The sequence below is a fragment of the Lysinibacillus sp. Y5S-8 genome (genome assembly GCF_036894365.1).
Lineage (GTDB): Bacteria > Bacillota > Bacilli > Bacillales_A > Planococcaceae > Lysinibacillus > Lysinibacillus fusiformis_D.
The window spans coordinates 3,419,849-3,446,341 of sequence record NZ_CP145889.1 but is presented as its reverse complement, the minus strand read 5'-3'; the positions used below and the strand labels follow the sequence as shown (position 1 = coordinate 3,446,341).

Sequence of the window (26,493 nt, the reverse complement as noted above, 5' to 3'; positions counted from 1 at the left end):
AATTCGACATGCCAAAAATGAAAACTCACCGTGGAGCTGCGAAACGTTTCAAAAAAACGGGTTCAGGTAAATTAAAATATGACCGTGCTTATGGAAGCCACTTATTCGCAAACAAATCTACGAAACAAAAACGTCACTTACGTAAAGCAAACATCGTTTCATCTGGTGACTTCAAACGCATCAAATCTTTACTTGTTTACATGAAATAATTGACTACAAAAATACTAACATTCATTTTTAAATGAAAAGCAGGAGGTAATTCATATGCCACGCGTAAAAGGCGGAACAGTGACGCGCAAACGTCGTAAAAAAGTATTAAAATTAGCTAAAGGTTACTATGGTTCAAAACATACATTATATAAAGTTGCTAACCAAGCGGTAATGAAGTCAGGTCAATATGCATACCGTGACCGTCGTCAGAAAAAACGTGATTTCCGTAAATTATGGATCACTCGTATCAATGCAGCTGCTCGTATGAACGGTCTTTCTTACAGCCGTTTAATGCACGGTTTAAAAGTTGCTGGTATCGAAGTTAACCGTAAAATGTTAGCTGACCTTGCTGTAACAGATGCTGCAGCATTCACTCAACTAGCAGACGCTGCTAAAAAAGCAGTAGCGAAATAATAGTTGACAACGTCAATTATTATTTCTGCACCGAAAGCATAAGCGACAGGTGTTAAAAAAGACTGATGGATTTTTCCATCAGTCTTTTTTGTGTTAGATTAGTAGTATAACGTTTTCTAGATAAAGGAGTAAGAAATGGGACAAGCATTATTAGCGTATATGAGCATTGTATCGATTGTGCTGCTCATTTTAATGGGTATGGATAAATCGCGTGCTAAAAAACATGAATGGCGCATTGCGGAGCGCACGTTGTTTACGCTTGCCATAGCAGGAGGGGCAGGTGGTGGCGTGCTAGGTATGTATTTATTCCGCCATAAAACACGCCACAATCGTTTTGCATTTGGTTTTCCACTATTAGCAGCCATTCAAATTTTTATCATTGTACAATTGTGGTCATAATTGACATGAATTAAAAACACATCCTCATGATGGGGATGTGTTCCGCATAAGCTGTTCAATGGGCTGCTTCCAATTAATTTTTGCGTTTGGATAGTTCAATAAAATTTCCTGCTGTAAATATTCAAAGTCGCTTTTGGAGAGGCCTTGCAGCGTCGCAGCGTCACGCGCACCGACAAAAATAGTCACAACCTCGAAAGCATCCTCTGTCGTGCCTAGGTATTTTTCACCTTCAAAAAGAGCACCCTTATAGGAAATGAAGAAATTCTTTCGCACATTTTTAACGTCATCGTAAAAATAATATTGGCCTTTTTCATAGGCTTCATCAAGTTTGCGTTTAGGATCGGTTATATAACGAATCGCTTTATAAAATACATAGATAATAAGCGCTATCACAGCAAGTCGAATTAGTAACGGCAACATTTTTAAATTTTCCCCCTTGAAGAAAGGTTATTCTTTCCTATACGATTAGAGAGGTCAAATAGTTTCATTTTATTTAAAATATTTTTTTAGAAATTTAGGAGATAAAAATGAATTTACAACAATTGTTTACAATGCAACAAGAGCTGGATGATTTTATCGAGCAAACACAAAATATTCAGCAAGATGTGTTTCAGGAAAAGGGCTTAGCCTTAATGGTAGAGTTAGCAGAGCTTGCGAATGAAACGCGCTGCTTTAAGTTTTGGAGCACAAAGGGGCCTTCAGCACGTGAGGTTATTTTAGAAGAATATGTGGATTCTATTCACTTTATCTTATCGCTTGGCTTATTAAAGGGCTATACATCGATTGAAAAGTGGCCTGTGGTAGAAGAAAATCGAGATTTAACAGCCATTTTTTTAGAGACACAAAGTGCTATTTTAACATTTATTCAGCAACCTACCAAGGAGCGCTACTTAGCCATTTGGCAATGCTACGGGGTACTCGCGTATAACCTCAGTTTTACATTTGAGGACGTGGTTGGCGCTTATATTGAGAAAAACCAAGAAAATTACCAGCGTCAGCGTTCAGGATATTAAAGTAAGAAATACACTAATTTTCAGACGATTAAGCTAGGAATATTTCGGTAAACGAAGTATAATAAAGTAGATACGAGAAGTAGGAGGCAAAAGGATGACACAACTAGATTCAACATTGCAAATGTTTAAAGATTTAACAGATGCGAATGGTATTGCAGGTAATGAGCGTGCACCTCGTGAGGTCATGAAAAAATACATTGCACCATATGCAGACACTGTAGAAACAGATAACTTAGGTAGTGTAATTGCTAAAAAAGTAGGCGATGAAAACGGTCCTAAAATTGTCGTAGCAGGACATTTAGATGAAGTAGGTTTCATGGTAACGCAAATCGATGACAAAGGCTTTATCAAATTCCAAACTGTAGGTGGCTGGTGGAGTCAAGTAATGCTTGCACAGCGTGTAACGATTACTACTCGCAAGGGTGATGAAGTGATTGGGGTTATTGGTTCAAAACCACCTCATATTTTACCTGCAGATGTACGTAATAAAGTAGTAGACATTAAAGATATGTTTATTGATATTGGTGCTGCTTCTAAAGATGAAGTACTTGAGTGGGGCGTGCGTCCTGGAGATATGGTAACACCATACTTTGAATTTAATGTTATGAAAAATGATAAATATCTATTAGCAAAAGCTTGGGATAACCGTATCGGTTGTGCTATTGCGATTGATGTTATGAAAGCGTTACAAAATGAAAAGCATCCTAACATTCTTTATTCAGTAGGGAATGTACAAGAAGAAGTGGGGCTTCGCGGTGCTAAAACAGCAACACATAAAATCCAACCAGATATTGGATTTGCAGTAGATGTAGGTGTAGCAGGAGACACGCCAGGTGTTACAGCTAAAGAATCAACTAGTAAGATGGGTGCTGGCCCACAAATCGTTGTGTATGATGCATCTATGGTATCACATCGTGGCTTACGTGAATTCGTATTAGATGTAGCAGATGAGCACAATATTCCATATCAATTTGAAGCGATGGCTGGCGGTGGGACAGACGCTGGCTCCATCCACGTAACAGCAAATGGCGTACCAGCACTATCCATCGGTATTGCGACACGCTACATCCATTCACATGCAGGTATCCTACATCGTGATGATTATGATAACGCTGTTAAATTAATGGTAGAAGTTATTAAAAAATTAGACCGTGATGCAGTCAATAAAATTACATTTGATTGATAAGAACTAAATAGAATTCCCATAGTTTTGCCTTCTAACGACAATGTTAGGAGGCTTTTTTCGTTGCTCAAACCAAAAAATAGATATATAGCTTACTTAAGAAGGAATAGTTAGGATATCATAGCAAATGTTACACAATAGTCATTAGTACATACTAGATAGCAAGTTGAAAATGAAACCAAAATACTATTTTTGAAAATTAATTTTGTATGGTATAATTTCCTATAAAAGGAGTGGATTTATTTGGGAATTCAAAAAGTAATCAAGTTTTTATTATGTTTATCTCTTAGTTTATGTATCATAAATTATCCTAGTATTTCTTTTGCTGAAACACTTGATACGAATACATCTAGTGAAAAAAGCATATCTGACATTGATACAGGTATAGCAAACTTGAACTACAATAACAAGGAAGTATTAGCAGTGAATGGTGACAAGGTTGATAGCTTTGTTCCAAAAGAAGGTATTAACTCAAATAATAAATTTATAGTGGTTGAACGTAACAAAAAATCACTTACAACTTCACCGGTGGATATTTCAATTATTGATTCTATGGCGAATCGTACATATCCAGGAGCATTACAACTTGCAAACCGAGCTTTTGTAGACAATCAACCTAGTTTATTGGTAGCTAAAAGAAAACCTCTAAATATTAGCATTGATTTACCTGGCATGAAAAGGGAAAATACTATAACGGTGGATAATCCAACATATGGTAATGTTTCTGGGGCAGTAGATGAGTTAGTATCTACTTGGAGTGAGAAATATTCCACAACACATACTTTACCTGCAAGACTACAATATTCTGAATCTATGGTTTATAGCAAATCTCAAATAGCGAGTGCTCTGAATGTCAACGCCCAAGTTCTTGACAATTCACTAGGGATTGACTTTAATGCGATTGCGAACGGCGAGAAAAAAGTGATGGTTGCAGCATACAAACAAATATTTTATACCGTAAGTGCTGAACTACCTAACAATCCATCAGACCTTTTTGATGATAGTGTCCATTTTGAAGAATTAACGCGTAAAGGGGTAAGTAATGATGCTCCTCCCGTTATGGTATCTAATGTAGCTTATGGTAGAACAATTTATGTGAAATTAGAAACAAGCTCTAAGAGCAAGGATGTACAAGCTGCTTTTAAAGCCTTACTGAAGAATGTCAATACGAATGTAGAAACTAGTGCACAGTACAAGGATATTTTTGAAGAAAGCTCCTTTACGGCTGTAGTATTAGGAGGAGATTCACAAAAGCATAATCAAATTGTCTCAAAGGACTTTAATGATATTCGAGGAATAATTAAAGATAATGCAGAATTTAGTCTTAAAAATCCAGCATATCCAATTTCGTATACAAGTGTTTTCTTAAAGGATCATTCAATTGCTGCTGTTCATAATAATACAGATTATATTGAGACGACATCTACAGAATATTCTAAAGGAAAGATCATCCTTGATCATTATGGTGCATATGTTGCTCAATTTGAAGTAGCCTGGGACGAATTTTCCTATGATGAAAATGGAAATGAAGTATTAACCCATAAAACTTGGGATGGAAATTGGAAGGACAAAACAGCTCATTTCTCTACAGTAATACCACTTCCTGCCAATTCAAAAAATATAAGAATTTATGCAAGAGAGTGTACAGGTCTTGCATGGGAATGGTGGAGAACAGTTATTGATGAATATAATGTTCCAATGTCTAATGAAATCAAAGTCTCCATTGGAGGAACGACATTATACCCAACAGGTAGTATTAATTAACATCAAAATTCATCATAATGATGTGAAAAATGATATTCAATTTCGATAATAGGGTTTTACCTCCTAACAAATTATTGTTAGGAGGTTTTTTGCGTTGGTTAGAACCTGTACAAGTCCGATTGGTGAAAGCAAATAACACGTGAGAGATGAAAGCCCCCACGGATTGCAATCAAGATTCATAAACCATCTTATTGTTGAAAGAGGTGATGATAGTCTGTAAAGATAATAATTCAATAGTATTTGCTTCAATAGCTTCAGTAGAGCAGCAAGCAAGCGAATATTGTCCTTCGAGATGCGTGGATAAAAAAGAAAGAATTTCATAATGGTTACCATGGAAATGAATAGTGCCATCCATTATTTTAAAAGAAAAAGATTGAAGTGGCGTTGATAAGCCAATGCCTAAGTATTTGATGTAGGCTTCCTTTAATGTCCAAAGCTTAAAAAAATAATCTAATTGATCCTTGTCCGATAACGTGATGAGATCCTTATATTCCTCAGAGGAGAATATATGCTGGGCAAGATTGAGATCCAATAAATGATGCTTTTCAATGTCAACGCCAATTTCTGTATTACTGACACCACACAAAACATAATTTCCTGAATGAGAAACATTGAAAAAGGCATTTGGTAAATTTTTAATAAAAGGTTTGCCATACGAATTATTAGCAAATTCAATAGCACAGGGAGCTATATTAAAATTTGTTGAAATTAAATATCTAGCTAATATATCCCCAAATAGTCCTCGCTTGTAGTCTTCTTTATAGTGAAATTTTTGGAGTTTATTTTTTTTCTCATTGGAAATAAAAGCTGTAAGTTTCGAATGGTACATGTCAAAGTGTACATCTGTAATTGAAAGTAAAGCCAGTTTTATAATAATTATACCCTCCTATTCGTTTAGCCTTTCGATAATTGCTGTCTATACTCTTTAGGTGTAAGGTCTAGATAACGTTTAAATAGTTCTGAAAACCTTCCGGCACTTTGATAGCCTACTTTCCGAGCAATCTCATTAATAGGAAGCTCTGTATGAGCTAGTAGTTTCTCAGCCTGATGAACTCGTTGCTTTTGGATGTATTCAGTAATTGTACAGTGATACACTTCTTTAAATAGCTTTTTTAATTTTGTAGCACCCATACATGAAATTTTCGTTAAATGATCTAATGTTAGTTGAAGCGTATAGTAATTTTCGATATGAGCGGCTACATGCTCAATATGGTGAATATCTTCTTTAGAAATTTGTGAGCAATGACATGTTTTATCAGAAAGGGCTCGTTCAATAATGAGAGCCAGTGCTTCATATACTTTGCCTTCATAAAAAAGGGCAGAAGTTAGGTCGGAACCTCGATAAGCAGCTATTTGTCGAAGGAGAATAACCATCTCTGAAAAAGTAGATGTCGCTTTTAATGTTGTTAACGCTTGTCGTGGATTCACATATTTTTCACCATATTTATATGCTAAAAATTGATCACAAAATGTAGCAGTAAACTCAATGCCAATTGATTGTACTGGAATATTTTTATGAATAATAGCACTATATTTTTCACCTTTGCTCCAATAGCTTCTTATATAGCCAGACTTTAATGGTTGATAAGGATGAAGCTCCTCGCCTGAAATAGATTCGTAGTATGTGATTGTTAGTAGCTCAGGCATCGTTAATTCTAATCGATGATCCTCAAAAAAATAAAAATCATGAATAAGAATAGAAAACATATCTTTGGCATGATATATCCAATAATACCCGTTACCTAAAGCTGGATCAATTGTGAAAGTAGTACCTATGGCGTTATATTTACTCTTCTGATCATCTTGTGAAAATCCATTTTTTAATAATAGAGGTTCAAAATGTTGTAAAGTCATTTGCTTTCCCCTTCCCTCAATTAGACATTCCTTTTCCTTGATTAGACGTAAACACAGTATGGGCATATTTTTATGTACTGTTATTCATTATAATAGATAATGATAATCGTTATCAATTAAAGATGCTAATTATAGTAAAAATTACAATAGAAAGGGATTGTGATGTAAATATGTATACACAAACGATGCAACAAAAAACGCTTACGATGAAAGATTTAATAACAGTCGGTATTTTCTCAGCGCTTTTCTTTATATTTATGATGATTGGGTCAGCCTTTTTCGCACCCAACCCTGTATTGACTTTTTTAATGCCAGCGGGTGCAGCCCTATTAACGGGCCCTATTTATTTATTAATGCTAGCGAAAGTACCGAAATTTGGCCCAATACTGATTTTGGGGATATTGATAGCGATTATTACGTTCGTAACAGGGATGTACTGGTTATGGTCATTAGCATGTATAGTACTAGCTTTGCTAGGCGAATTAATTGCATCAATCGGCAAGTATAAAAATAATACGATTAATATGATGAGTTATATTGTTTTTTCACTTCATCCTATGGGGTCTTACATAATGCTATGGTTCAATCAACAAGCATATAAGGAGTATTTAGTAGGTCAAGGAACAGAACAAGCTTATATGGATACGATGCTAACAACGGCCCAAAACTGGATGCTACCAGCAATGATTATTGGTACAATGCTCTGCGCACTCATTAGTGGTTTTTTAGGAAAAAAATTATTGAAAAAACAGTTTGAGAAATCTGGGGTACTGGCATAGCTAGAGTGGTGAAACTTTAAGATTAAGGGAGAAGATTTATATGTATGAGCAGAGCAATGTGCATATGCAAGTTTCCACCGTCAAGCTTGATCCAAGAACAAAAATATACCTGCTACTGTTAGTGAATGTTGCGGTGTTTTTGTCACCTTCTTTTCAATACGAACTGCTATTAATGGTCATTATATTTAGTCTTTGTCTATTGATGGGTATGTTTTCATTTTCAATAAAAATGATGCTAGGATATGGATTTATTCTAGGTATTCACTTTATAAGTGAAAGATTTTTATCTGGTACATGGGAGCTAATGTTTGTCTCGTTTGCTATGTTTATTAGAAAAATTTTTCCATGTGTTGTCATGGGAGGGTTACTAGTTGGGACTACCAAAATCAATGAATTTATGACGGCCTTAGGAAAACTACGACTTTCAAAAAAAGTAATTATTCCATTAGCCGTCATGTTACGCTATTTTCCTATGATTGGGGAAGATTGGCGCTATATAAAGGATGCGATGAAATTAAGGGGCATTTCTCCCTCCATCATAGGCTTTCTAACAAAACCTGTGCAAACGGTTGAATGCATATATGTTCCTTTAATGATGGCAGCATCCAAAATTGCTGATGAATTATCTGCTGCAAGTATAGCGAGGGGAATTGAAAACCCGAAAGAGCGCTCCTGCTTTCAACATGTACATTTTCAACTAAGCGATAGTATTGTCGTTTTTGTATTGACGTTTTTTGTATTTGGAGGGCTGTTCATATGTTGAAAATCGAGCAATATTCATTCCGTTATACAGATGAGAAAAGTGAAGGTATCGAAAATATAAATTTTCACGTGAAAAGAGGACAGTGCATTTTATTATGTGGTAAAAGTGGCTGTGGGAAAACAACGATTATCAGAGCAATTAACGGTTTAATTCCTTATTTTTATTTCGGCCAACTTAAAGGGCAAGTGATGTTAAATAATCTACCTGTAGAAAATAGAAAGATGTATGAATTAAGTGAACAGGTAGGGACAGTTTTTCAAAATCCACGATCACAGTTTTTTAACGTTGATACAGATAGTGAGATTGTATTTGGAATGGAAAACATGGCCTATCCAAAAGAAATGATGGAAGAAAGAATGCAAGAGATTACATTGGAACTTCGTTTAGAAAAGCTTCGTCGTCGTAATATTTTTCATTTATCAGGTGGTGAGAAGCAGAAGATTGCCTTTGCGAGTGTCTATGCTGTTGCACCGGATGTTTTTGTGCTAGATGAGCCTTCGTCTAATTTAGATGCGGCTGCTATTGAAGAATTAAAGGATATGATTGCCTTACTAAAAATGCAAGGTAAGACGATTATTATATCTGAACATCGACTTTATTATTTAAGAGATTTAATTGATACTGCCATTGTGTTAAATAAGGGACAAATTGTATCAACTTATACACAAAAGGAATTTTTACAGCTTTCGAATCAACAGCTGGAACAGTTGGGGCTACGCACGCTTTATTTAAGCAATGTACAGTTTCAACATCGACAGCAGCCTGCTAAACATAAAGTCCATGAACTTGTTGTGAAGGATGTTACTATTTCACATAAAAAGAGAAATATACTGGAAAATATACACTTTGCAGCAAAAAGCGGTGAAATTATTGCCATCACAGGACATAATGGGGCAGGGAAAACGACCTTTGCTAGATCGCTATGTGGTCTACATAAAATAACATCTGGAAATATTTATTTTAATAATCAAAAACTAACTTCGAAAAAACAAGCACAGCTCTCCTATCTGGTGATGCAAGATGTTAATTATCAGTTATTTGCTGAAACAGTCGAAAAGGAATGTATCTTTGGGGTGAAAAATCCTGATTCAAATTTAGTACAACAGGTATTGGAGGAGATGGATTTATTAGAGTTGACAGACCGACACCCTAATACATTATCAGGTGGACAAAAACAAAGGCTTGCAGTAGCGGCTAGTTTAATAAGTGAAAAGGAAATTTTAGTATTTGATGAACCGACAAGTGGACTAGATTATGACAGTATGCAAAAGGTGGCAAGTATTTTAAAAAGTTTAGCGGAGGCTAATAAAGTTGTTTTTGTTATAACACATGACCTGGAATTTATAGCGACCTGCTGTCACCGTATTCTTCGTTTTGAAGATGGAAAGAAGCAAGACGATTATATACTGAATAAAGAAAATCAGCAGTATACAATTGATGCTTTCACTCTACAGCAAGGTTAGAGGCTGCTGAGTAAAGTACAATGTGAAATTACACAGATGATTGTGTAGGAAGGGGCTGAATAACAATGGAAAAAGCACTACAAAATAAAAATCCGATCTTCATGCTTCTTTCTTGGGCAGGAAAAGATAAAAAATATTTATATTTATCGGTTTTATGTTCTTTAATTAGTGGTCTTTCTACAATTGTACCTTATTTCGTTATTTATCAAATTATTGAGCAAGTCTATCACAATACCTTAACAGAAGCCTTATTAATTCAAAATTTATTACTTTTGATTACATCGATCATTGTTCGATTTGGGCTCTTTGCTATTTCTGGTACTCTCTCGCATAAAGGAGCCTATCGAATATTATTTAAAGTGCGTTGTCAAGTAACAGAGCATATGGCACAAGTACCATTAGGCTCTTTAAATGAACGAAATACAGGGGAAATTAAAACATTATTAAATGAAGAAATCGAAAAATTAGAATTATTTTTAGCCCATCATTTACCAGAGCTCGTCTTTTATATGAGTGGTCCAATAGCTGTCTTTATCTATTTATGTACGGTAAATGTACCGTTAGCGCTTATTTCGTTTATTCCATTAATCATTGCAGTAGCAGTTATGGCCATCATGTTTCGTGGTACGAATCAAATGATGGATCGTGCAGCACGTTCTATAGCTAATTTAAATGCAATCATTATCGAATATATTCAAGGCATGCGTTTAATTAAGGCATTTAACATGAGCAGTTCATCTTTTCAAAAGTTTGCTAAAGCTGTAGATGATGAATTTAAGACATGGAAAGAAATATCTTTGAAAATGGGCCCACCATATGCGAGCTATATCATTATTATAGAGTGCGGTTTATTGTTAATGGTGCCCATAGGTGGAATGTGGTTTTTAAATGGTAGCTTAACAGGAAGTGTCTTTATTCTTTTTGCATTTGTAGGTTCATTGTATTTAACAGAACTACGCCCTCTACAAGAATTAGGCATGAACTTTGCACAAGTATTAAATGCTGTAAAGAAATGTGTAACCTTTTTAGAAACACCTGTTTTTGAACAAGGGCAAGCATTTCCAAAGAATTATACTATTGAATTGAAAAATGTTAACTACTCTTATGATGGGCAGAAAGAACATTTGAAAAATGTGAATCTAACGATTGCTGAAAATGAAAAAATAGCTATTGTCGGTGCTTCAGGTTCAGGGAAAAGTACAATTGTCCAGTTGATTTCACGCTTTAATGATGTTCAACAAGGGGAAGTGTTAATCGGCAATCAAAACGTGAAGGCCATTGAGTATGAGGAATTATTAAAAAATATAACGATAGTATTCCAAAAGACATTTTTAACGAGTGGGACTGTTTTCGAAAATATTGTTATGGGCTCTAGCGCCACACTTGATGAAGTAAGAGAAGCAGCAAAAAAGGCCCAAATTGATGATTTTATCATTTCATTACCAGATGGTTATGATACGAAGGTAGGGAGCTTTGGCATTAGATTTTCTGGTGGTGAAAAGCAGCGTATTGCGATTGCACGTGCCATTTTAAAAAATGCGCCTATACTAATATTGGATGAAGCCACATCCGCAGCTGACCCAGAAAATCAAGCCGAAATTGATCAGGCCATTGCTGAGCTTTGTGTAGGTAAAACGGTTATTATCATTGCACATCGTCTTGGAATGATTAAGCATTGTGATCGAGTGGCCATTGTCGAAAATGAAACAATTCAAGCGTGTGGAACACATCAAGATATGCTAGAAGAATGCCCTTCATATAAAAAAGTTTGGCAGGATTATAGCAAAGCTAGAGAAATTACGTATGAATTGTAAGATATTTATCTTGGTTCAGCAGATGTCACATATTTGGAAGAAAATTACCTACGTGGCGACGGGTACAATTACGCCAAGGCGTAATTAATGGATGAAGGAGAATTTAGTATGGACAAAAAACATGCATTTAGAAAAAATATTTCTTTTTATCTTTCTGTTGTTTTCAATGTCATCGAAGGGATGCTAGCTGGTTTTAATTTTATCGTTTTATACTACACGATCAAAGCCTTAATTACAGAGCAATTAACGATGAGCATGTTAACTCAAACTATATTATTATTAGGTGCTGTTTTTGTTATTCGCTTAATTGTCTATGCATTTGGTTATACGAGAGGGCAAATTGGTGGTGCGCAAGTGAGTAGAATTCTTCGCTTGTCGCTGGGCGATAAAATGAAAAAAATACCACTTTCCTCCTTTACGAAGGCACAAATTGGCGAGTACATTAATGCAACGACAACAAGTGTTAATAATTATGAAAATATTTTGACTCATAAAATTGGTGATATTATAAAAAATACTTCATTTAGCTTACTGTTAATTAGCTTCGTTGCAACGCATTCTATATCTGCTGGAATAGTTCTTTTATGTTCAGGCTTATTATTATTACCATCACTTTACTTGTCCTTTTTAATGGTAAAAAAATATGGGAACGAGAAGAAAAATATTATGACAAAAAATACAAGTGATGTAGTGGAGTATATTAATGGTATTCAAACGCTACGATCATTTGGTTTAGGTGGTGTTAAAAATAAAGCAACAACTGATTCTATGAAAGCGTATAGTGATATTAGTTATTTATATGAGATCAAAGTAATTCCAATTGGTACGATATTTAGCATTCTCTGTTGGTTCAGTTTACCGATTGTTCTTTATTTAGCAGGTCATCAATGGTTGGCAGGAAATCTAGAGGCTTCTTCCTTCTTTCTAATTAGCATCAGCCCTTTATTTACATGTAAATTGTTTGGCACACTTTTTATTGACCTTACCTCTTATAAAAATTTTATGATTGCCAAACGTCAAATTGAAGCTGTATTAGATGCAGAGGAAGAGCCATCAAGTGATGCCTTTTTTGAACCTGAACAATATAGTATAGCTTTTCACAATGTGAATTTCGCCTATAGCCAAGAGGAACCTGTATTGCGTGATATCAATTTTGAAATTGGGTCTTCCCAATTTGTAGCAATTGTTGGGCCATCGGGTTCGGGAAAATCAACTATTTTAAATTTAATCACAAAATATTATGAGCCTAATCGTGGTGATATTTTAATTGGTCAGCAAACGATTCAATCGATTGCTACTGAAAAAGTAATGCAAAAAATTTCAATGGTTGATCAAGATACTTTTTTGTTTAATGACACGATATTAAATAATATTCGCTATACAAAGCCAGAAGCAACAAAACAAGAAATTATTGATGCTGCAAAAGAGGCAAACTGCCATGATTTTATTGAGAAGTTGGAGTATGGCTATGACACAATCATTGGAGAAAATGGTAATAAGTTATCTGGTGGTGAAAGGCAGCGTATATCCATTGCACGTGCCATTTTAAAGGATAGTCCTATACTTTTATTAGATGAAGCGACAGCTTCGTTAGATATCGAAAATGAGTTAGCTGTAAAAGAAGCGATTAAAAATCTTTTGAAAAAGAAAAAAACAGTGGTGATGATTGCCCATACACTTTCCATTATTAAAAATGCAGACAATATATTAGTTGTGGATGGAGGACAAATCATTGAAGAAGGGTCACATCAAAGTCTTATCGCTGAGGGGGGCAAATATGCAGCTATGTGGAAAAAAGAACATCAATTAAGTATCGTCTAACAAATAGATGTTAACAGAGAGAATGGAGGCGAAAAGGATGTCTCAGCAAATGGATTGGTATTTACAAGAAGTAGAACGATATGAAGAGTTGGGCTTTTTAAGAAAGAAAACATTAATGGAAGAGCTTGAAATCATTGCTCAACGATTTCCGCATCATCTGGCAGTAGTGGAAGGGAATCGACGCTTAACTTATGAAGAGCTGCTTCAAGAAATTGAGCAATTATCGTCAGGCTTTTTATCTTTAGGTTGGCAGCAGGGTGATCGAGTTTTAATGCAGTTACCAAATACAATTGAATTTATTACTGTTTTATTTAGTTTGTTAAAAATCGGTGTGCAGCCTGTTTTGATGCTGCCATCCCATAGAGAAGTAGAAATCGATACAGTTGCCAAAATGGTTCAGCCAATAGCTTATATATGTTGCAGCAGTTATCTAGGTTTCCAGTATGAATGTATGGCCGCACAGGTAATCCCTCAGCATAAAAGTATTCGATATATTGTGACGGCTGGGGAATCCACCATACAGTGGCCAGCATCCTATACACATGTAACAGTAGATCAGCTGAAAGAAAGGAACTATTCATTAGCGATTAGCGCTTCACCTCACTATAGAGATACTGCATTATACTTATTGTCTGGTGGCACAACAGGTATTCCCAAAATAATTCCGAAAATACATGAAGCTTATGCCTATAATGCATTCGCATCTGCTGAAAAATGTGGAATGACACCTGAAACGACATACATGGCTGTACTATCGATTTCACATGATTATCCATTATGCTCACCAGGTATATTAGGTACTCTTTTTACAGGTGGAAAAGTGGTATTATGTCAAACTTCTAGCTTTGATGAAGCATTTCATGAAATCGAAAAAGAACAGGTGACACATACCGCCATTGTACCAACAATTGCTAGCCTTTGGTTAGAAGCATTTGAATGGTATGAAGATTTGAACATGTCGAGCTTAGAGGTGGTCTTAATTGGCGCTGCTCACATAGAGCAGGAAATGGCTGTTCATTTTATGAATACATTTCACTGTAAAATACAACAAGGATACGGACTCGGCGAAGGGATTACTTGTTTCACAGCATTAAATGATCCTGTAGAAATTGTTACAAGCTGTCAAGGGCAGGCAATTTCGATAGGTGATGAAATAAAGATTATAGATGAGCTAGGAAGAGAAGTTCCTCAAGGTCAGCTTGGAGAATTGGTGGCAAAAGGTCCGTATACATTTGGCGGATATTATCAAGCATCTGCTTTAAATGCAGAAATTTTTACCAAGGATTACTTTTTACGTACTGGTGATAAGGCTCGTATTACATCAGATGGAAATATACAAATTGTCGGTCGAGTAAGGGAGCAAATTAATCGTGCAGGTGAAAATGTTATACCATCTGAAATTGAAAGTTTTTTACGTACACAGCCAATGATAAAAGATGCTGCTGTTGTTGGTTTACCAGATAAGGATCTAGGAGAAAGCATTTGTGCATTTTTAGTGACCGATGGACAAAGAATGGAACGAGATGAGATATGTAGTTATTTATTTCATATAGGTGTTGCTCCATATAAACTTCCAGATCGAATCATATATGTTGAGCAATTACCGTTTATAAATGTAGGGAAAGTGGATAAAAAAAAATTAAAACAGATGGCTATGGAAAGTGAGGCGTCTATGCATTGAAATTAGAAAGTGATTTAGACATCATCCGAAATCTAGCAATAGAAGTCAATCAACTTCTCGGTATAAAGAAAGAAATACGCGCGGATCAGAATTTATTGGAGTTAGGCTTAAACTCCTTACAAGTCATGAAATTAGTCAGCAAACTAAAAAAAGCTGGCATTACCATTACTTTCAAAGAATTAATATCTGAACCTTATTTGAGCGCTTGGTACGAATTATTAAATAGAGAGGCTGTCCATTCAATAAACAGTGATGACTCCCTATTAGAAAATCAAGATAAAACAATACCTAATATGTATGAGCCATTTCCATTAACAGATGTACAGTATGCCTATTGGGTTGGGCGACAAAGCGGTCAATATTTAGGTGGAAATGGCTGTCACGGTTATATGGAAATTAACGGTCAACATATTGATATAAAGCGGCTTGAATCGGCATGGGTCATCATTGTCCAGCATCATCCTATGCTCCGTGTTAAGTATACGGAGGATGGCCAACAGCAAGTTTTAACAGAATCCCCTTTTACAGCTATTGCTGTTCACGATTTAACAACATGTTCACAAGACGAGGTTAATCAACAATTAGAAGCTATTCGTGCGAATACTTCACATCGGCTATTGGCAATTGATCAAGGGGAAGTAGCTCGATTACAGCTATCTCTATTGCCTGATGGTAAAACGCGACTTCATTTCGATATCGACTTACTTGTAGCTGATGTGCAAAGTTTTCAAATCATTTTACATGATTTAGCGGCAGCTTATACTAGACAACAAAAACCAAAAGCACCTGAAAATTGGAACTTTGCGAAATATCTTTATGATAAAAAATTAGCAAATGCTGATGAAGAACGTCATGCCGAAGCCTATTGGAAAAACAGGTTAGCCACTTTACCATTAGGTCCTAAACTACCGTTGTCAAACAATGCTGTGTTGATTCAACACGAACCTAAATTTACAAGAAGAGAGTACTTTTTAGAAGATACTGCTTGGAGCAAGCTGCAATTGATTGCCTCTCGTTATAACGTTACTCCTGCGATGGTATTGTTAGCAGCTTATGCTTACACATTAAATAAGTGGAGCAGTGAATCCCGTTTTCTTATGAATATACCATTGTTCAATCGAGATACTTTGTCTGAAGAACTAGAGCATGTTGTAGCTGATTTTACTACCTTGTTATTATTGGAGGTTGATAGTGAAACACAACAGTCTTTTTTAGCCTTTACAAAAAGTTTACAACAGCAATTTCAACAAGATATGAACTATACGGCTTATTCAGGGGTCAAAATTCAACGAGATTTGGCTAAGTACCACCCAGATGAAAAAGTCTTTGCTCCAATCGTTTTTTCATGTAATTTAGGTGTACCACTAATTAATGAAGAATTTAAAGATGCATTTGGTAAGATTCATTACATGATTTCTCAAACACCTCAAGTTTGGTTAGACTTTCAAATGTTTGATATGGATGGTGGTTTATTATGTATTTGGGATGGTTTAGATGACATATTTCCATCAGGTTTATTGGATGACATGTTTGATCTGTTTATCAAAACTATTCATTGGTTAATTGAAGACGAACAGCATTGGCTCCAACATCCAGCTATCGAAACGAAAGCACAAATAGCAAGACGTCAAGTAATAGAAGATTCCATAGTAACAAATTCTGCACAGTGCTTGCATACGTCTTTCTTTGAAATAGCAAAGCAACAACCATATGCTACAGCGCTAATAGATGGGATAGGCCATCATGAAATAAGTTATAAACAACTGTCCTTACAGGCGGAACAGATGGCTGCCATATTGTTACATAACGGCTTTAAAAAAGGTGATCGAGTAGCGATTTCATTGCCGAGAGGATTAGAGCAAATTCAAGCAATTTTAGGGGTTTTGGCTATTGGGGGATGCTTTGTTCCAGTACATGTGACACAGCCAAGTGAACGCTATAAAAAAATTATTGAAAAGGCAAATGTAAACTTTATCTTAACAACTGCTCCCTATGAGGCAAAATATAAAAATATTGATCAAGTACAAGTTATTAAAATAGAACAAACACAACAATTTGGTCATGTGACATTGCCTAAAGTGGATGTAAACAGCTCAGCTTATATTATTTTTACATCAGGCTCAACGGGAGAACCAAAAGGTGTGGAAATTAGTCATAAAGCAGCTTGGAATACAATTGCAGATATCAATCAAAAATATGACATAAGCATGAAAGATCGTATTTTAGCAGTATCCTCATTAGATTTTGATTTGTCTATATACGATATATTTGGTCTTTTGAGTGTTGGTGGCAGTATTGTTCTTCTTTCAGATGATACGGCTCGAAACGCTGATATTTGGTTAAAGTTGGTTCGTCATTATCATGTTACAATATGGAATTCCGTACCCGCTTTATTGAAAATGTTTTTAATAGAGGCAGAAAGTGCAAAATTAATTTGTTTAGATTTACGTATCATCATGCTGTCAGGTGATTGGATTAACTTAGATATTCCTGACCGATTGTTAAAAGTAGCACCGAGAGGTTTATTAGTAGCGATGGGTGGTGCGACAGAAGCGGCAATCTGGTCCAATTACTATAATGTTGATCACCCGTTACCAGCAAGTTGGCGATCGATCCCTTATGGAAGACCATTGAGAAATCAGTTTTATAGAGTGATTGATGTAAATGGAGAAGATTGTCCGAATTGGAAAGCAGGAGAATTGTGGATAGGCGGCGTTGGTGTAGCCAAAGGGTATGTAGGAGAACCACAATTAACTGCTGAGCGTTTTATAGAAGAAAAAGGTATTCGCTGGTATAAGACAGGGGATAATGGGCGATTTTGGCATAATGGGCTTATTGAATTTTTAGGAAGAAATGATTCCCAGGTAAAGGTACGGGGTCATCGTATTGAATTAGGTGAAATCGAAAGTGTTATGCGAAGCTATGAGAAAGTGGAGGATGCCGTTGTCACGGTTATAGGGGAGGAAAACCGATATTTAGCCGCTTATATTGTTAGTTGTTCAGAAACAGAGAAGGTACAGTCTATAAAGAACAATAAACCCATGATTGATTGGTCTAACATAGATCAATTAAAAGCGTCAGGGTATTTTTTAAAAAACGTAAATGAGAATGAATATCGTTATCGATTATTTGAAAATTATTGTACCCACCTCACTATGGAAACGATTTGTAAAATACTTGTCAGATGTGGTTTTCCAATAGAAAAAGATGCAAGCTACAATAGGATAACGATCATAGAGCGAGAAAAGATCAACAGTCGATATCAAAGCTTAATCGATCAATGGTTTAGATTTTTAGAAAAAAACAATATCGTTTCATGTGATGGGCCGATTATTCATAATAAACAATGCTTAATCGTCCAAAATGAAGAGTCGTTTCATCGTTTAAATAAAAAACAAACAACATATATAAATGAATTTATTTCTGCCTTTTTTGAAAAAAGCTATGCACTTTTAACTGGTGAAATAGAGCCTTTAGAATTATTGCTTCCTCATAATGTACACACTTTAGAGCAATTGACAGATAACCTATCTGATGGAAACAAACAACAAGAAGTATTCATAAACTTGATTCAAACGGTATTAAATCATCGAATAGAACGTCAAGCACCACTCAAAATATTAGAGATTGGGACGCGTCATATCAACACGCTTCAAATAGTAATGGAAGCATTTTCGACAGATGAGCTACATTATACGGCTACAGATGAATCCAACTATTTTTTAAATCGTGCTCAACAAATTGTAGGGTCACAGCCGAATATCCATTATAAAATGCTTGATATAAATAAGTGCCCGATTTCTCAAGGCTTTGTAGATGGTGACTATGATGTAATTGTGGCTTCTCACTCTTTACATAGAGCAGCCCATATTAGAAATTCACTTAAACATTTAAAAAAGCTATTAAAGCATGGTGGTTTATTTATTCAATTAGAAATGACAGAAAATAATCCTCTGCAATTAGTCAGTACAGCATTTTTAGAGGATGGCTTTACACATTATGAGGATGAAAGGGCAAAGACATGCCTTCCCTTATTATCAGAAAATGATTGGCTTTCAGTATTGACAGACGAGGGTTTCACCAATATGACGACACAGTCTATTGATACAGCGTTTACACAGTATTTATTTGTAGCGCAAGTTGAACGACAATCAACATTAGATTTCCAATTAAAACCGCTTCACCATTACTTAGAACAACGATTACCAAACTATATGATTCCACAAGTCATTATTCAATTAGAGCAGTTGCCTATTACTGCTAATGGAAAAGTAGATCGAGCAGCATTACCAATCCCTCAACAAGAGCAAGCTGATCTAGCTAAAAAGGATTTTATTGCACCAACAACCTCGATCGAATTGAGATTAGCACAAATATGGAAAGAAGTATTAGGGCAAGAAGCCATTAGCATAGACGACCATTATTTTGAGCTTGGTGGAGATTCATTATTAGCTACTCAGCTTAGTGCAAAAATAAAAGAGCAATTTGCTGTCAAAATGAGTTTAGAAGCCATCTTTAATCAACCAGTGTTTCAACAAATGGCCTTGTTATTAGAGGAACTAATGCGCCAAAAGTCAAATGAGGACTCGGAGAAAAAATTACCAAGTATAGAGCCAAATGAGCAGGATCGTTTTAAGCCGTTCCCATTAACAGACGTTCAGCAAGCCTATTGGTTAGGCCGTAGCGGCATTTATGCGTACGGGGATGTATCTACTCATTGCTATTTTGAAATGGATTGTTCTTCCCTCGATCATGCAAGGGTGGAGCAAACATGGAATCGTCTTATCCAACACCATGATATGATGAGAGCCATTATTTTAAATGATGGACAACAGCAACAAGTCCAAGAATTTGTAGCGTATTATTCCATTGCTTCCTATAATCTTACGAATCTTTCAGCAGAACAACGTAAAGAACAGCTTACGTTAGTGCGCAGTGAGATGGAACATCAAACTTTTACTCCGAGTGAGTGGCCATTATTTGATATTCGTTTGTCGGCCATTAATGAACAAAAAACAAGAATCCATATTAGTTTTGACAATATAATTTTTGATGGCTTTAGTATGTTCTATTTATTTAAAGAGTGGAAGCGGCTATATGATGATTCTTCAGCAAAACTACAAACACTTCAAACGACATTTAGAGATTATATACTGGCTTATCAAAAAATTCGAGAGACAGAAATGTATAAGCGGGATATTCAATATTGGCATCAGCGAATTGACAATATGTATCCAGCACCTGATTTACCACTGCTTGATTATAAAGAAGACTTATCTAACTGTAAATTTACAAGATACGAGGAAAAGCTATCGACAGAAGAATGGCTAGTATTAAAGCAATTGGCTGCCAAAATGAACTTGTCACCAGCCTCGTTGTTAATAGCTGCTTATGCTGAAACTTTAGCGAGATGGAGTAGCCAACCGAAATTTACGATTAATCTTACTCGTTTCCATCGTGTGTTGTTCGAACCGGATGTTGACCAGCTCATAGGTGATTTTACATCTCTTAATCTGTTATCTATTGATATGTCAAAAGGAGAATCTTTTTTAGAGCGTGCAAGAACTGTTCAAAAGCAATTATTACAGGATTTAGAACATCCTTATGTAAGTGGTGTTTATGTCGAACGAGCACTAGCAAAAAAATGGAATCGACAAATGGGGATTATGATGCCCTTTGTCTTCACGAGTGGCTTAGGGCTTGAAAAAAATAATGGGTCTACAACAAAAACTAGCTATTTAGGGGATATTGTATATGGATTATCTCAGACACCTCAAGTTTGGCTTGATCATCAAGTTTCAGAGCAAAAGGGTGAATTATGGTTAAGCTGGGATGCCATAGAGGAGCTTTTCCCGCAGTATCTAATTCGCGACATGTTTGAAGCATACACACGTATTTTAAAGGAGCTTGCTAGGAAAAAAGACTTATGGCAACAGCCAATAAGGAGTCTTGTATGTTTCCCATGTCAAGAGCAAGAAGGGAATTTGAAAGGACCAGACACAGCTATCTCCGACGAGACATTAATCAGTCTTGTTGAAAAACAAATAGCAGCAAATCCTACTAATCTGGCAGTGATTTCGGAAGAAAAAAATATGACGTACGAACAGCTAAGTCATTTAACGAACCATACTGCGCAAGCAATACTCGCAATGGATCGTACTAAAGGAAGATTAGTTGCTGTTGTTATGGAAAAAGGCTGGGAACAGATAGTTGCTGTTTTAGGCATTATGAAGGCAGGGAAGGCATATTTACCGATAGATTGTACAACACCGATTGAACGGATGAAATTTCTTTTACAGGAAGGAGAAGTTCAATCCATTGTGACGCAAGCACATGTGCTTAAACAGCTACCTTTTTTAAATGATTATCATGTGACAGTCATTGATCCTGAATGGGTACACCAAGAATGTTTTATTACTAGTCCTGAATTATTGTCTTCTGATTTAGCGTATGTCATTTATACTTCTGGTTCTACTGGAAAGCCGAAGGGGGTCATGATTGATCATCGAGGTGCAGTGAATACGATATTAGATATTAATGATCGACTTGGCGTTTGTGCAGAGGATCGCATTCTTGCGTTATCTAACTTGACGTTTGATTTATCAGTCTATGATATTTTCGGTTTACTTGCTGTTGGAGGAGCCATAGTAGTACCACGAGCTGAGCGGATAAAAGATCCCGTTCATTGGAATGAATTATTGCAAACGCAGCACATTTCCATTTGGAATACAGTACCTGCCTTTATGCAAATGCTGGCACAATATACTAAAAATATAGAGTTTTTCACATATCCAACATTAAAAGCGGTACTACTGAGTGGAGACTGGATTCCAATAAGCTTGCCAAGTGAAATTTGGGAAATTGCGCCAAAGACACGAATTTTAGGATTAGGTGGTGCAACAGAGGCGTCTATATGGTCGAATATTTTCGATATACAAACAGTAGATGAAAATTGGAAGAGTATTCCATACGGAAAACCTTTAGCCAACCAATATTATTATATTTTAAATGACCAAATGGCGGCCTGCCCTGTGAATGTACCAGGAAATTTATATATCGGAGGAGTAGGGCTTGCAAAAGGCTATTGGAAAAATGAAGAGCGTACAAATGAGCAATTTTTAATTCATCCAATTACAAAAGAACGTCTATATGCTACAGGCGACTTAGGGCGATATTTGCCTGATGGCAATATTGAATTTTTAGGAAGAGCAGATTCACAAATCAAATTAAATGGCTATCGGGTTGAAATAGGCGAAATAGATTATCACCTAGCTAAATTGCCTTGTGTGAAGGAAGCAGCAACCATTGTTCATGAACGTAATGGAACATCAATACTAGTGGCATATGTAGTATTAGAAGATGAACAAAATGGACTAAATAATGAACAATTTAAACAATTACTTGCTCAAAAATTGCCTCATTATATGTTGCCTACAATCTATAAATCTATTGATAAAATGCCTCTATCAGAAAATGGGAAAGTAAACCGTAAGTTTTTACAACAGTTACCATTGAATGAGCAAGAGCTGTCAAGGAAGCATAGAGCACCTTATACAGAGATGCAAAAAGACGTAGCAGCAATATGGGAAGAAATATTATCCTACGCACAGCCTGGACTTGATGATGACTTTTTCACATGTGGAGGTAATTCTTTAATGGCCATTCAAATTATCGGAAAAATAAAAGAGCAATTCACTATAGAGCTTTCTATTCAAACATTATTCACGCATACACGCCTTGAACAACTAGCAGCATATGTTGAAGAGCAAAGTGTCACTATGGAGGAAGGAGCTTTATGAGACAGCATCCCCTTGCCCAAATATGTTTCATGATTATCATGATGGCTTGCATAAGTGGCTGTAGTGAAGAAACAAAAATAGCTAAGCATTCTTCATTAAAAATAGGTGTGTTACGAATCGATGATAGTCTGCCTTTATATGTAGCTGAGAAGGATCAACTTTTTCAAAAATATGGTGTCGATGTTGAGCTTATAGAGTTTGGCAGTGCTTCCGACCAATCTAAGGCGATGGAGGCTGGTGAGCTCGACGGCATGATGACTGATATGATAGTCCAAAATTTAATAAAAAAAGGAGGCTTGGATGTTAAAACCATTGCATTAGCATTAGGTGCGACGGAGAAGGAGGGAAGGTTTTTAGTCGTTTCTTCTCCGCAAAGCTCTATTGTTGAACCAAAGCAGCTAGAAGGACAATCTGTAATGATCGCTGAAAATACAATGATGGATTATCTAATGGAGCAATATGAGCGCCATTTAAAACTAGAATCCTCCCAAATAACAAAAATTCATTTGCCGAATCTTTCATTACGTGTAGATGCCGTATTAGCTGGTAAAGAAGCGCAGGTAGCTATACTACCAGAGCCATTGGCAAGCTATGCAGTTGCCCAAGGTGCAAATATTGTCATTGATGATACAACGCTTGGCGAGAACTTTTCCCAATCAGTCATCGTGATGACACAAAAAAATATGACAAACAATAGAGATGAGGTTAAAAAATTTCTGGAAGCCTACAATGAAGCCATTAAACAGGTAAATCGGCAGCCAGAAAAATACTTTGAGCTTGCCTTAGAAGTGGCGAATGTACCAGAAATTTTAAAAGAACAATATACAGTTCCAGCCTTTACGCCTAACCGTGTACCAGCACAAGAGAATATTGAGCGTCTTTCAGATTGGTTAGTTTCTAAAGGATTATTAGAGCAAGCCTTTTCATATGAAGAGCTAGTAGAGATATCCTTAGAAGAACAGTAAAAGGAGGATAGGCCATGTATCAAATTCAGCATGTTGACTTAGCATACAAATCAGCCTCAGGTATGGTGAACGCTCTGCAAAATATTAGCCTTCATATATCTTTAGGTGAATGTGTAGCTATTGTTGGTGTCTCAGGTAGCGGAAAATCCTCATTTTTAAATATTGTAGCTGGCTTGGAGAAACCGACTAAAGGAACCATTTATTTTGATGGTAAAGAACTGAAAGGACCACAGCAGGAGATAGCGATTATTTTTCAAAATTATGGCCTGTTTCCATGGAAAAACGTGAAAGCTAACATAGCTCTCCCTTTAAAGCTTGCTAAACGGTCTAAGCAGGAAAGGGACAGGAACACACAATTAATTTTATCGCAATTGAATATTCACGATTTGCAGAACCGCTACCCTTTCCAACTATCTGGGGGGCAGCAACAGCGGGTTGCCATCGGTAGAGCTTTAATTCAAAAACCAAAAGTCTTGTTAATGGACGAGCCGTTTTCAGCGTTAGATATTTTAACGAAGGAGCAATTAATGCAGACATTACAGACAATACGTCATGAAAGAAATTTAACCTTACTATTCGTGACACATAATATTGATGAAGCGCTGATGATGAGCGATCGAATTGTTGTATTTCACACGAATGGAAAAACAATTGCAGGAATTATTGAGAATGATTATCAAATGGAGGAGCGTCATCATCCTGCTTGCATGTATCGTCAGCAACAGCGGATTAAACAATTATTAAAGGGAGAGCCCTGTGAAGAAGACATATAGTATAGTGATTGCTGCCATCATGATTATTTTATTATGGCATCTGTCTAGCATTGCATTAAATAAACCTTTTTTACCTTCTCCTTTTAAAGCAGGACTATCATTTTTAACAGTAGTAACAAACGGTGATTTACCACCACATTTTATCATTAGTAGTTATCGAGTAGCTATTGGTATTGGCTGCGCTCTTTTATTAGCGATTCCTACAGGATTACTTATGGGATGGAATAATAAGATAGACCTCGTATTAAGTCCTTTATTGTATGTGCTCTACCCTATCCCGAAGGTTGTTTTTTTACCAATTATTCTTGTGTTATTTGGATTAGGCGATGCCCCTAAAATCATTTTAATTGCCTTTGTTCTTTATTTTCAATTAGTCGTAGTCATCCGTGATGCAGCGAAGGGAATTCCTTATGATCAGAAGCAAGTTATCCGGTCATTAAATGCTACAAAACTACAAACATTGTCTCATTTGACATTACCCTATTGTTTACCGAGTGTGATGACTTCTTTAAGGGCTTCATTAGGAACAGCATTAGCCATCCTATTTATAGCAGAAACTTTTGCATCTTTTAGCGGATTAGGATATTACATTTTAAATCGAATGGATAGTAGAGATTATCTAGCTATGTATGCAGGTGTGATAGGACTAGCTTTATTGGGTGGAGGGTTATATGCCCTTATTAATATCGCAGAAAACACTGTTTGTAAATGGTATAAATTGATGGCAGATAAAAGCAGTAACCATTAAGGAGAAAAACTATGGATATACAAGGAAGTATGATACGTTCAACGATTCAAGGCTTTTCTACATCTTATTTGCTCTATACAGCTTGTGAATTAGGAATATTTGATGCCTTATATCAAGAACGAAGACATGTATCGTTATTGGCAGAGGAATTAGCAATTGATGAAGACATACTCTTTCGTTTTATGAGACCATTAGTGGCTTTAAAGTATGTGAATGAAGAAAAAAATTATTTTAATTTACTTCCTTTAGGGGAACGGTTGGCAGGACAAGCAAAGGATTCTTTAAAGGATTTTCTGCTATTTACAGGGAGACAAGCAATGCCTTATTGGTCAAAACTATGTGAGGCAATAAAAATGAACAAAATCCCATATCAATTAGTAGAGCAACAGCCTTATTTTCAAGCACAAATACAGCAAAACGAAAAATTTGAAGTGTTTCATAATATGATGAGTAAAACAAGTGAACAGCTTCAATTAGACACCTATTTCGCAGCAAAAAAGGATTGGCACTGTATCAAGACAATTATTGATATTGGTGGTGGATCTGGAGAGATAATTGTGAAATTTTTGGAATATTATCGCAATGCTCAAGGGGTTGTAATCGATTTACAACATGTTCAACAAAAGGCGGAGGAGAAGCTGGCACTTTACGGTTTCGATAGTCGATGTACGTTTCAGGCAGGAGATTTTTTTCATGCAGTGCCACGATCAGGTGATCTCTATATTCTATCGAGAATTCTCCATGATTGGGAGGATGAAGCAGCAATCACAATTTTACGTAATATTGCCAAAAGTATGAGCGAAAATTCTGCACTAACTATTATTGAAAAAATATTACCAGAGGTCATTGAAGGAAATGCCTCACATTTATATATGACGGATTTAAATATTTGGACGATGTGCGGAGGTAAGGAAAGAACACAATCGCAGTTTGAAGCGTTATTCCATCAAAGCGACTTAAAGATCAAAGCACTTTATCCATTAAAAGAAGATGACTATCTAATAGAAGTTGTCAAAAAGGACTTCGAATATCAGGAGGGCATATTATAAT

The 26,493-nt window shown here is 36.0% G+C and carries 20 protein-coding genes; 17 read left to right on the top strand and 3 right to left on the bottom strand.

Going from position 1 to position 26,493, the window contains the following annotated elements; genetic code table 11:
- The first annotated feature begins 8 nt into the window (after positions 1–8).
- The 3 genes from rpmI (at position 9) to V6670_RS16730 (ending at position 1,023) form a co-directional block, all read left to right on the top strand.
- A complete protein-coding gene (rpmI, locus tag V6670_RS16740; protein ID WP_004226312.1) occupies positions 9–209 on the top strand; it encodes a 50S ribosomal protein L35 in 201 nt (66 codons plus the stop codon).
- Positions 210–264: 55 nt separating this feature from the next.
- On the top strand, positions 265–624 hold the full coding sequence (rplT, locus tag V6670_RS16735) for a 50S ribosomal protein L20 (RefSeq protein WP_004226314.1): 360 nt from the start codon (positions 265–267) through the stop codon (positions 622–624).
- Positions 625–759: 135 nt separating this feature from the next.
- Positions 760–1,023, top strand: coding sequence for a DUF1294 domain-containing protein (locus tag V6670_RS16730; protein ID WP_058843380.1), 264 nt, complete (start codon positions 760–762; stop codon positions 1,021–1,023).
- A gap of 24 nt (positions 1,024–1,047) precedes the next feature.
- Here the strand turns inward: V6670_RS16730 and V6670_RS16725 are convergent, their stop codons facing one another.
- Complete coding sequence (locus V6670_RS16725) at positions 1,048–1,443, bottom strand: hypothetical protein (RefSeq protein WP_036121631.1); 396 nt, start codon at positions 1,441–1,443, stop codon at positions 1,048–1,050.
- A gap of 107 nt (positions 1,444–1,550) precedes the next feature.
- On the opposite strand from V6670_RS16725, the gene V6670_RS16720 reads away from it, so the two are divergent.
- From V6670_RS16720 to V6670_RS16710, 3 genes are all read left to right on the top strand, one after another.
- A complete protein-coding gene (locus V6670_RS16720; protein WP_036121628.1) occupies positions 1,551–2,036 on the top strand; it encodes a dUTP diphosphatase in 486 nt (161 codons plus the stop codon).
- A gap of 94 nt (positions 2,037–2,130) precedes the next feature.
- Entirely contained in the window at positions 2,131–3,219 is a 1,089-nt protein-coding gene (locus V6670_RS16715) for a M42 family metallopeptidase (RefSeq protein ID WP_036121625.1), read from the top strand.
- Between the two features lie 237 nt (positions 3,220–3,456).
- A complete protein-coding gene (locus tag V6670_RS16710; protein WP_141904698.1) occupies positions 3,457–4,983 on the top strand; it encodes a thiol-activated cytolysin family protein in 1,527 nt (508 codons plus the stop codon).
- 169 nt (positions 4,984–5,152) lie between these two features.
- Here the strand turns inward: V6670_RS16710 and V6670_RS16705 are convergent, their stop codons facing one another.
- Entirely contained in the window at positions 5,153–5,812 is a 660-nt protein-coding gene (locus V6670_RS16705; protein WP_338651713.1) for a 4'-phosphopantetheinyl transferase superfamily protein, read from the bottom strand.
- Between the two features lie 65 nt (positions 5,813–5,877).
- Positions 5,878–6,837, bottom strand: coding sequence for an AraC family transcriptional regulator (locus tag V6670_RS16700; protein WP_338651712.1), 960 nt, complete (start codon positions 6,835–6,837; stop codon positions 5,878–5,880).
- Positions 6,838–7,022: 185 nt separating this feature from the next.
- Here V6670_RS16700 and V6670_RS16695 point away from each other — a divergent pair, with 185 nt between their 5' ends.
- The 11 genes from V6670_RS16695 to V6670_RS16645 all read left to right on the top strand — a co-directional run bounded on the left by V6670_RS16695 (position 7,023) and on the right by V6670_RS16645 (position 26,492).
- Complete coding sequence (locus V6670_RS16695; protein ID WP_338651711.1) at positions 7,023–7,616, top strand: MptD family putative ECF transporter S component; 594 nt, start codon at positions 7,023–7,025, stop codon at positions 7,614–7,616.
- Between the two features lie 40 nt (positions 7,617–7,656).
- Positions 7,657–8,379, top strand: a complete 723-nt coding sequence (locus V6670_RS16690) for a CbiQ family ECF transporter T component (protein WP_141904702.1) — start codon at positions 7,657–7,659, stop codon at positions 8,377–8,379.
- The gene (locus V6670_RS16685; RefSeq protein WP_141904703.1) at positions 8,373–9,842 is read left to right on the top strand and encodes an energy-coupling factor ABC transporter ATP-binding protein; all 1,470 of its coding nucleotides are present in this window, start codon (positions 8,373–8,375) and stop codon (positions 9,840–9,842) included. Before V6670_RS16690 ends, V6670_RS16685 begins: the two co-directional genes overlap by 7 nt.
- Positions 9,843–9,907: 65 nt before the next feature.
- Positions 9,908–11,656: an ABC transporter ATP-binding protein gene (locus V6670_RS16680; protein ID WP_338651710.1), complete on the top strand. Its 1,749-nt coding sequence runs from the start codon at positions 9,908–9,910 to the stop codon at positions 11,654–11,656.
- A 108-nt stretch (positions 11,657–11,764) separates the two neighbouring features.
- Positions 11,765–13,477, top strand: a complete 1,713-nt coding sequence (locus tag V6670_RS16675; RefSeq protein ID WP_338651709.1) for an ABC transporter ATP-binding protein — start codon at positions 11,765–11,767, stop codon at positions 13,475–13,477.
- Between the two features lie 37 nt (positions 13,478–13,514).
- Entirely contained in the window at positions 13,515–15,158 is a 1,644-nt protein-coding gene (locus V6670_RS16670) for an AMP-binding protein (RefSeq protein ID WP_338651708.1), read from the top strand.
- Positions 15,155–22,957 carry an amino acid adenylation domain-containing protein gene (locus V6670_RS16665; RefSeq protein ID WP_338651707.1) on the top strand — a complete coding sequence of 2,601 codons (7,803 nt, stop codon included), beginning with the start codon at positions 15,155–15,157 and terminating at the stop codon, positions 22,955–22,957. Before V6670_RS16670 ends, V6670_RS16665 begins: the two co-directional genes overlap by 4 nt.
- Positions 22,954–23,922, top strand: coding sequence for a MetQ/NlpA family ABC transporter substrate-binding protein (locus V6670_RS16660; protein ID WP_338651706.1), 969 nt, complete (start codon positions 22,954–22,956; stop codon positions 23,920–23,922). The genes V6670_RS16665 and V6670_RS16660 overlap by 4 nt, the downstream gene beginning before the upstream one ends.
- Positions 23,923–23,936: 14 nt before the next feature.
- A complete protein-coding gene (locus tag V6670_RS16655; RefSeq protein ID WP_338651705.1) occupies positions 23,937–24,695 on the top strand; it encodes an ABC transporter ATP-binding protein in 759 nt (252 codons plus the stop codon).
- Positions 24,679–25,443, top strand: a complete 765-nt coding sequence (locus tag V6670_RS16650; RefSeq protein WP_338651704.1) for an ABC transporter permease subunit — start codon at positions 24,679–24,681, stop codon at positions 25,441–25,443. Before V6670_RS16655 ends, V6670_RS16650 begins: the two co-directional genes overlap by 17 nt.
- A gap of 11 nt (positions 25,444–25,454) precedes the next feature.
- A complete protein-coding gene (locus V6670_RS16645) occupies positions 25,455–26,492 on the top strand; it encodes a methyltransferase (RefSeq protein WP_141904711.1) in 1,038 nt (345 codons plus the stop codon).
- The last annotated feature ends 1 nt before the right edge of the window (position 26,493 follow it).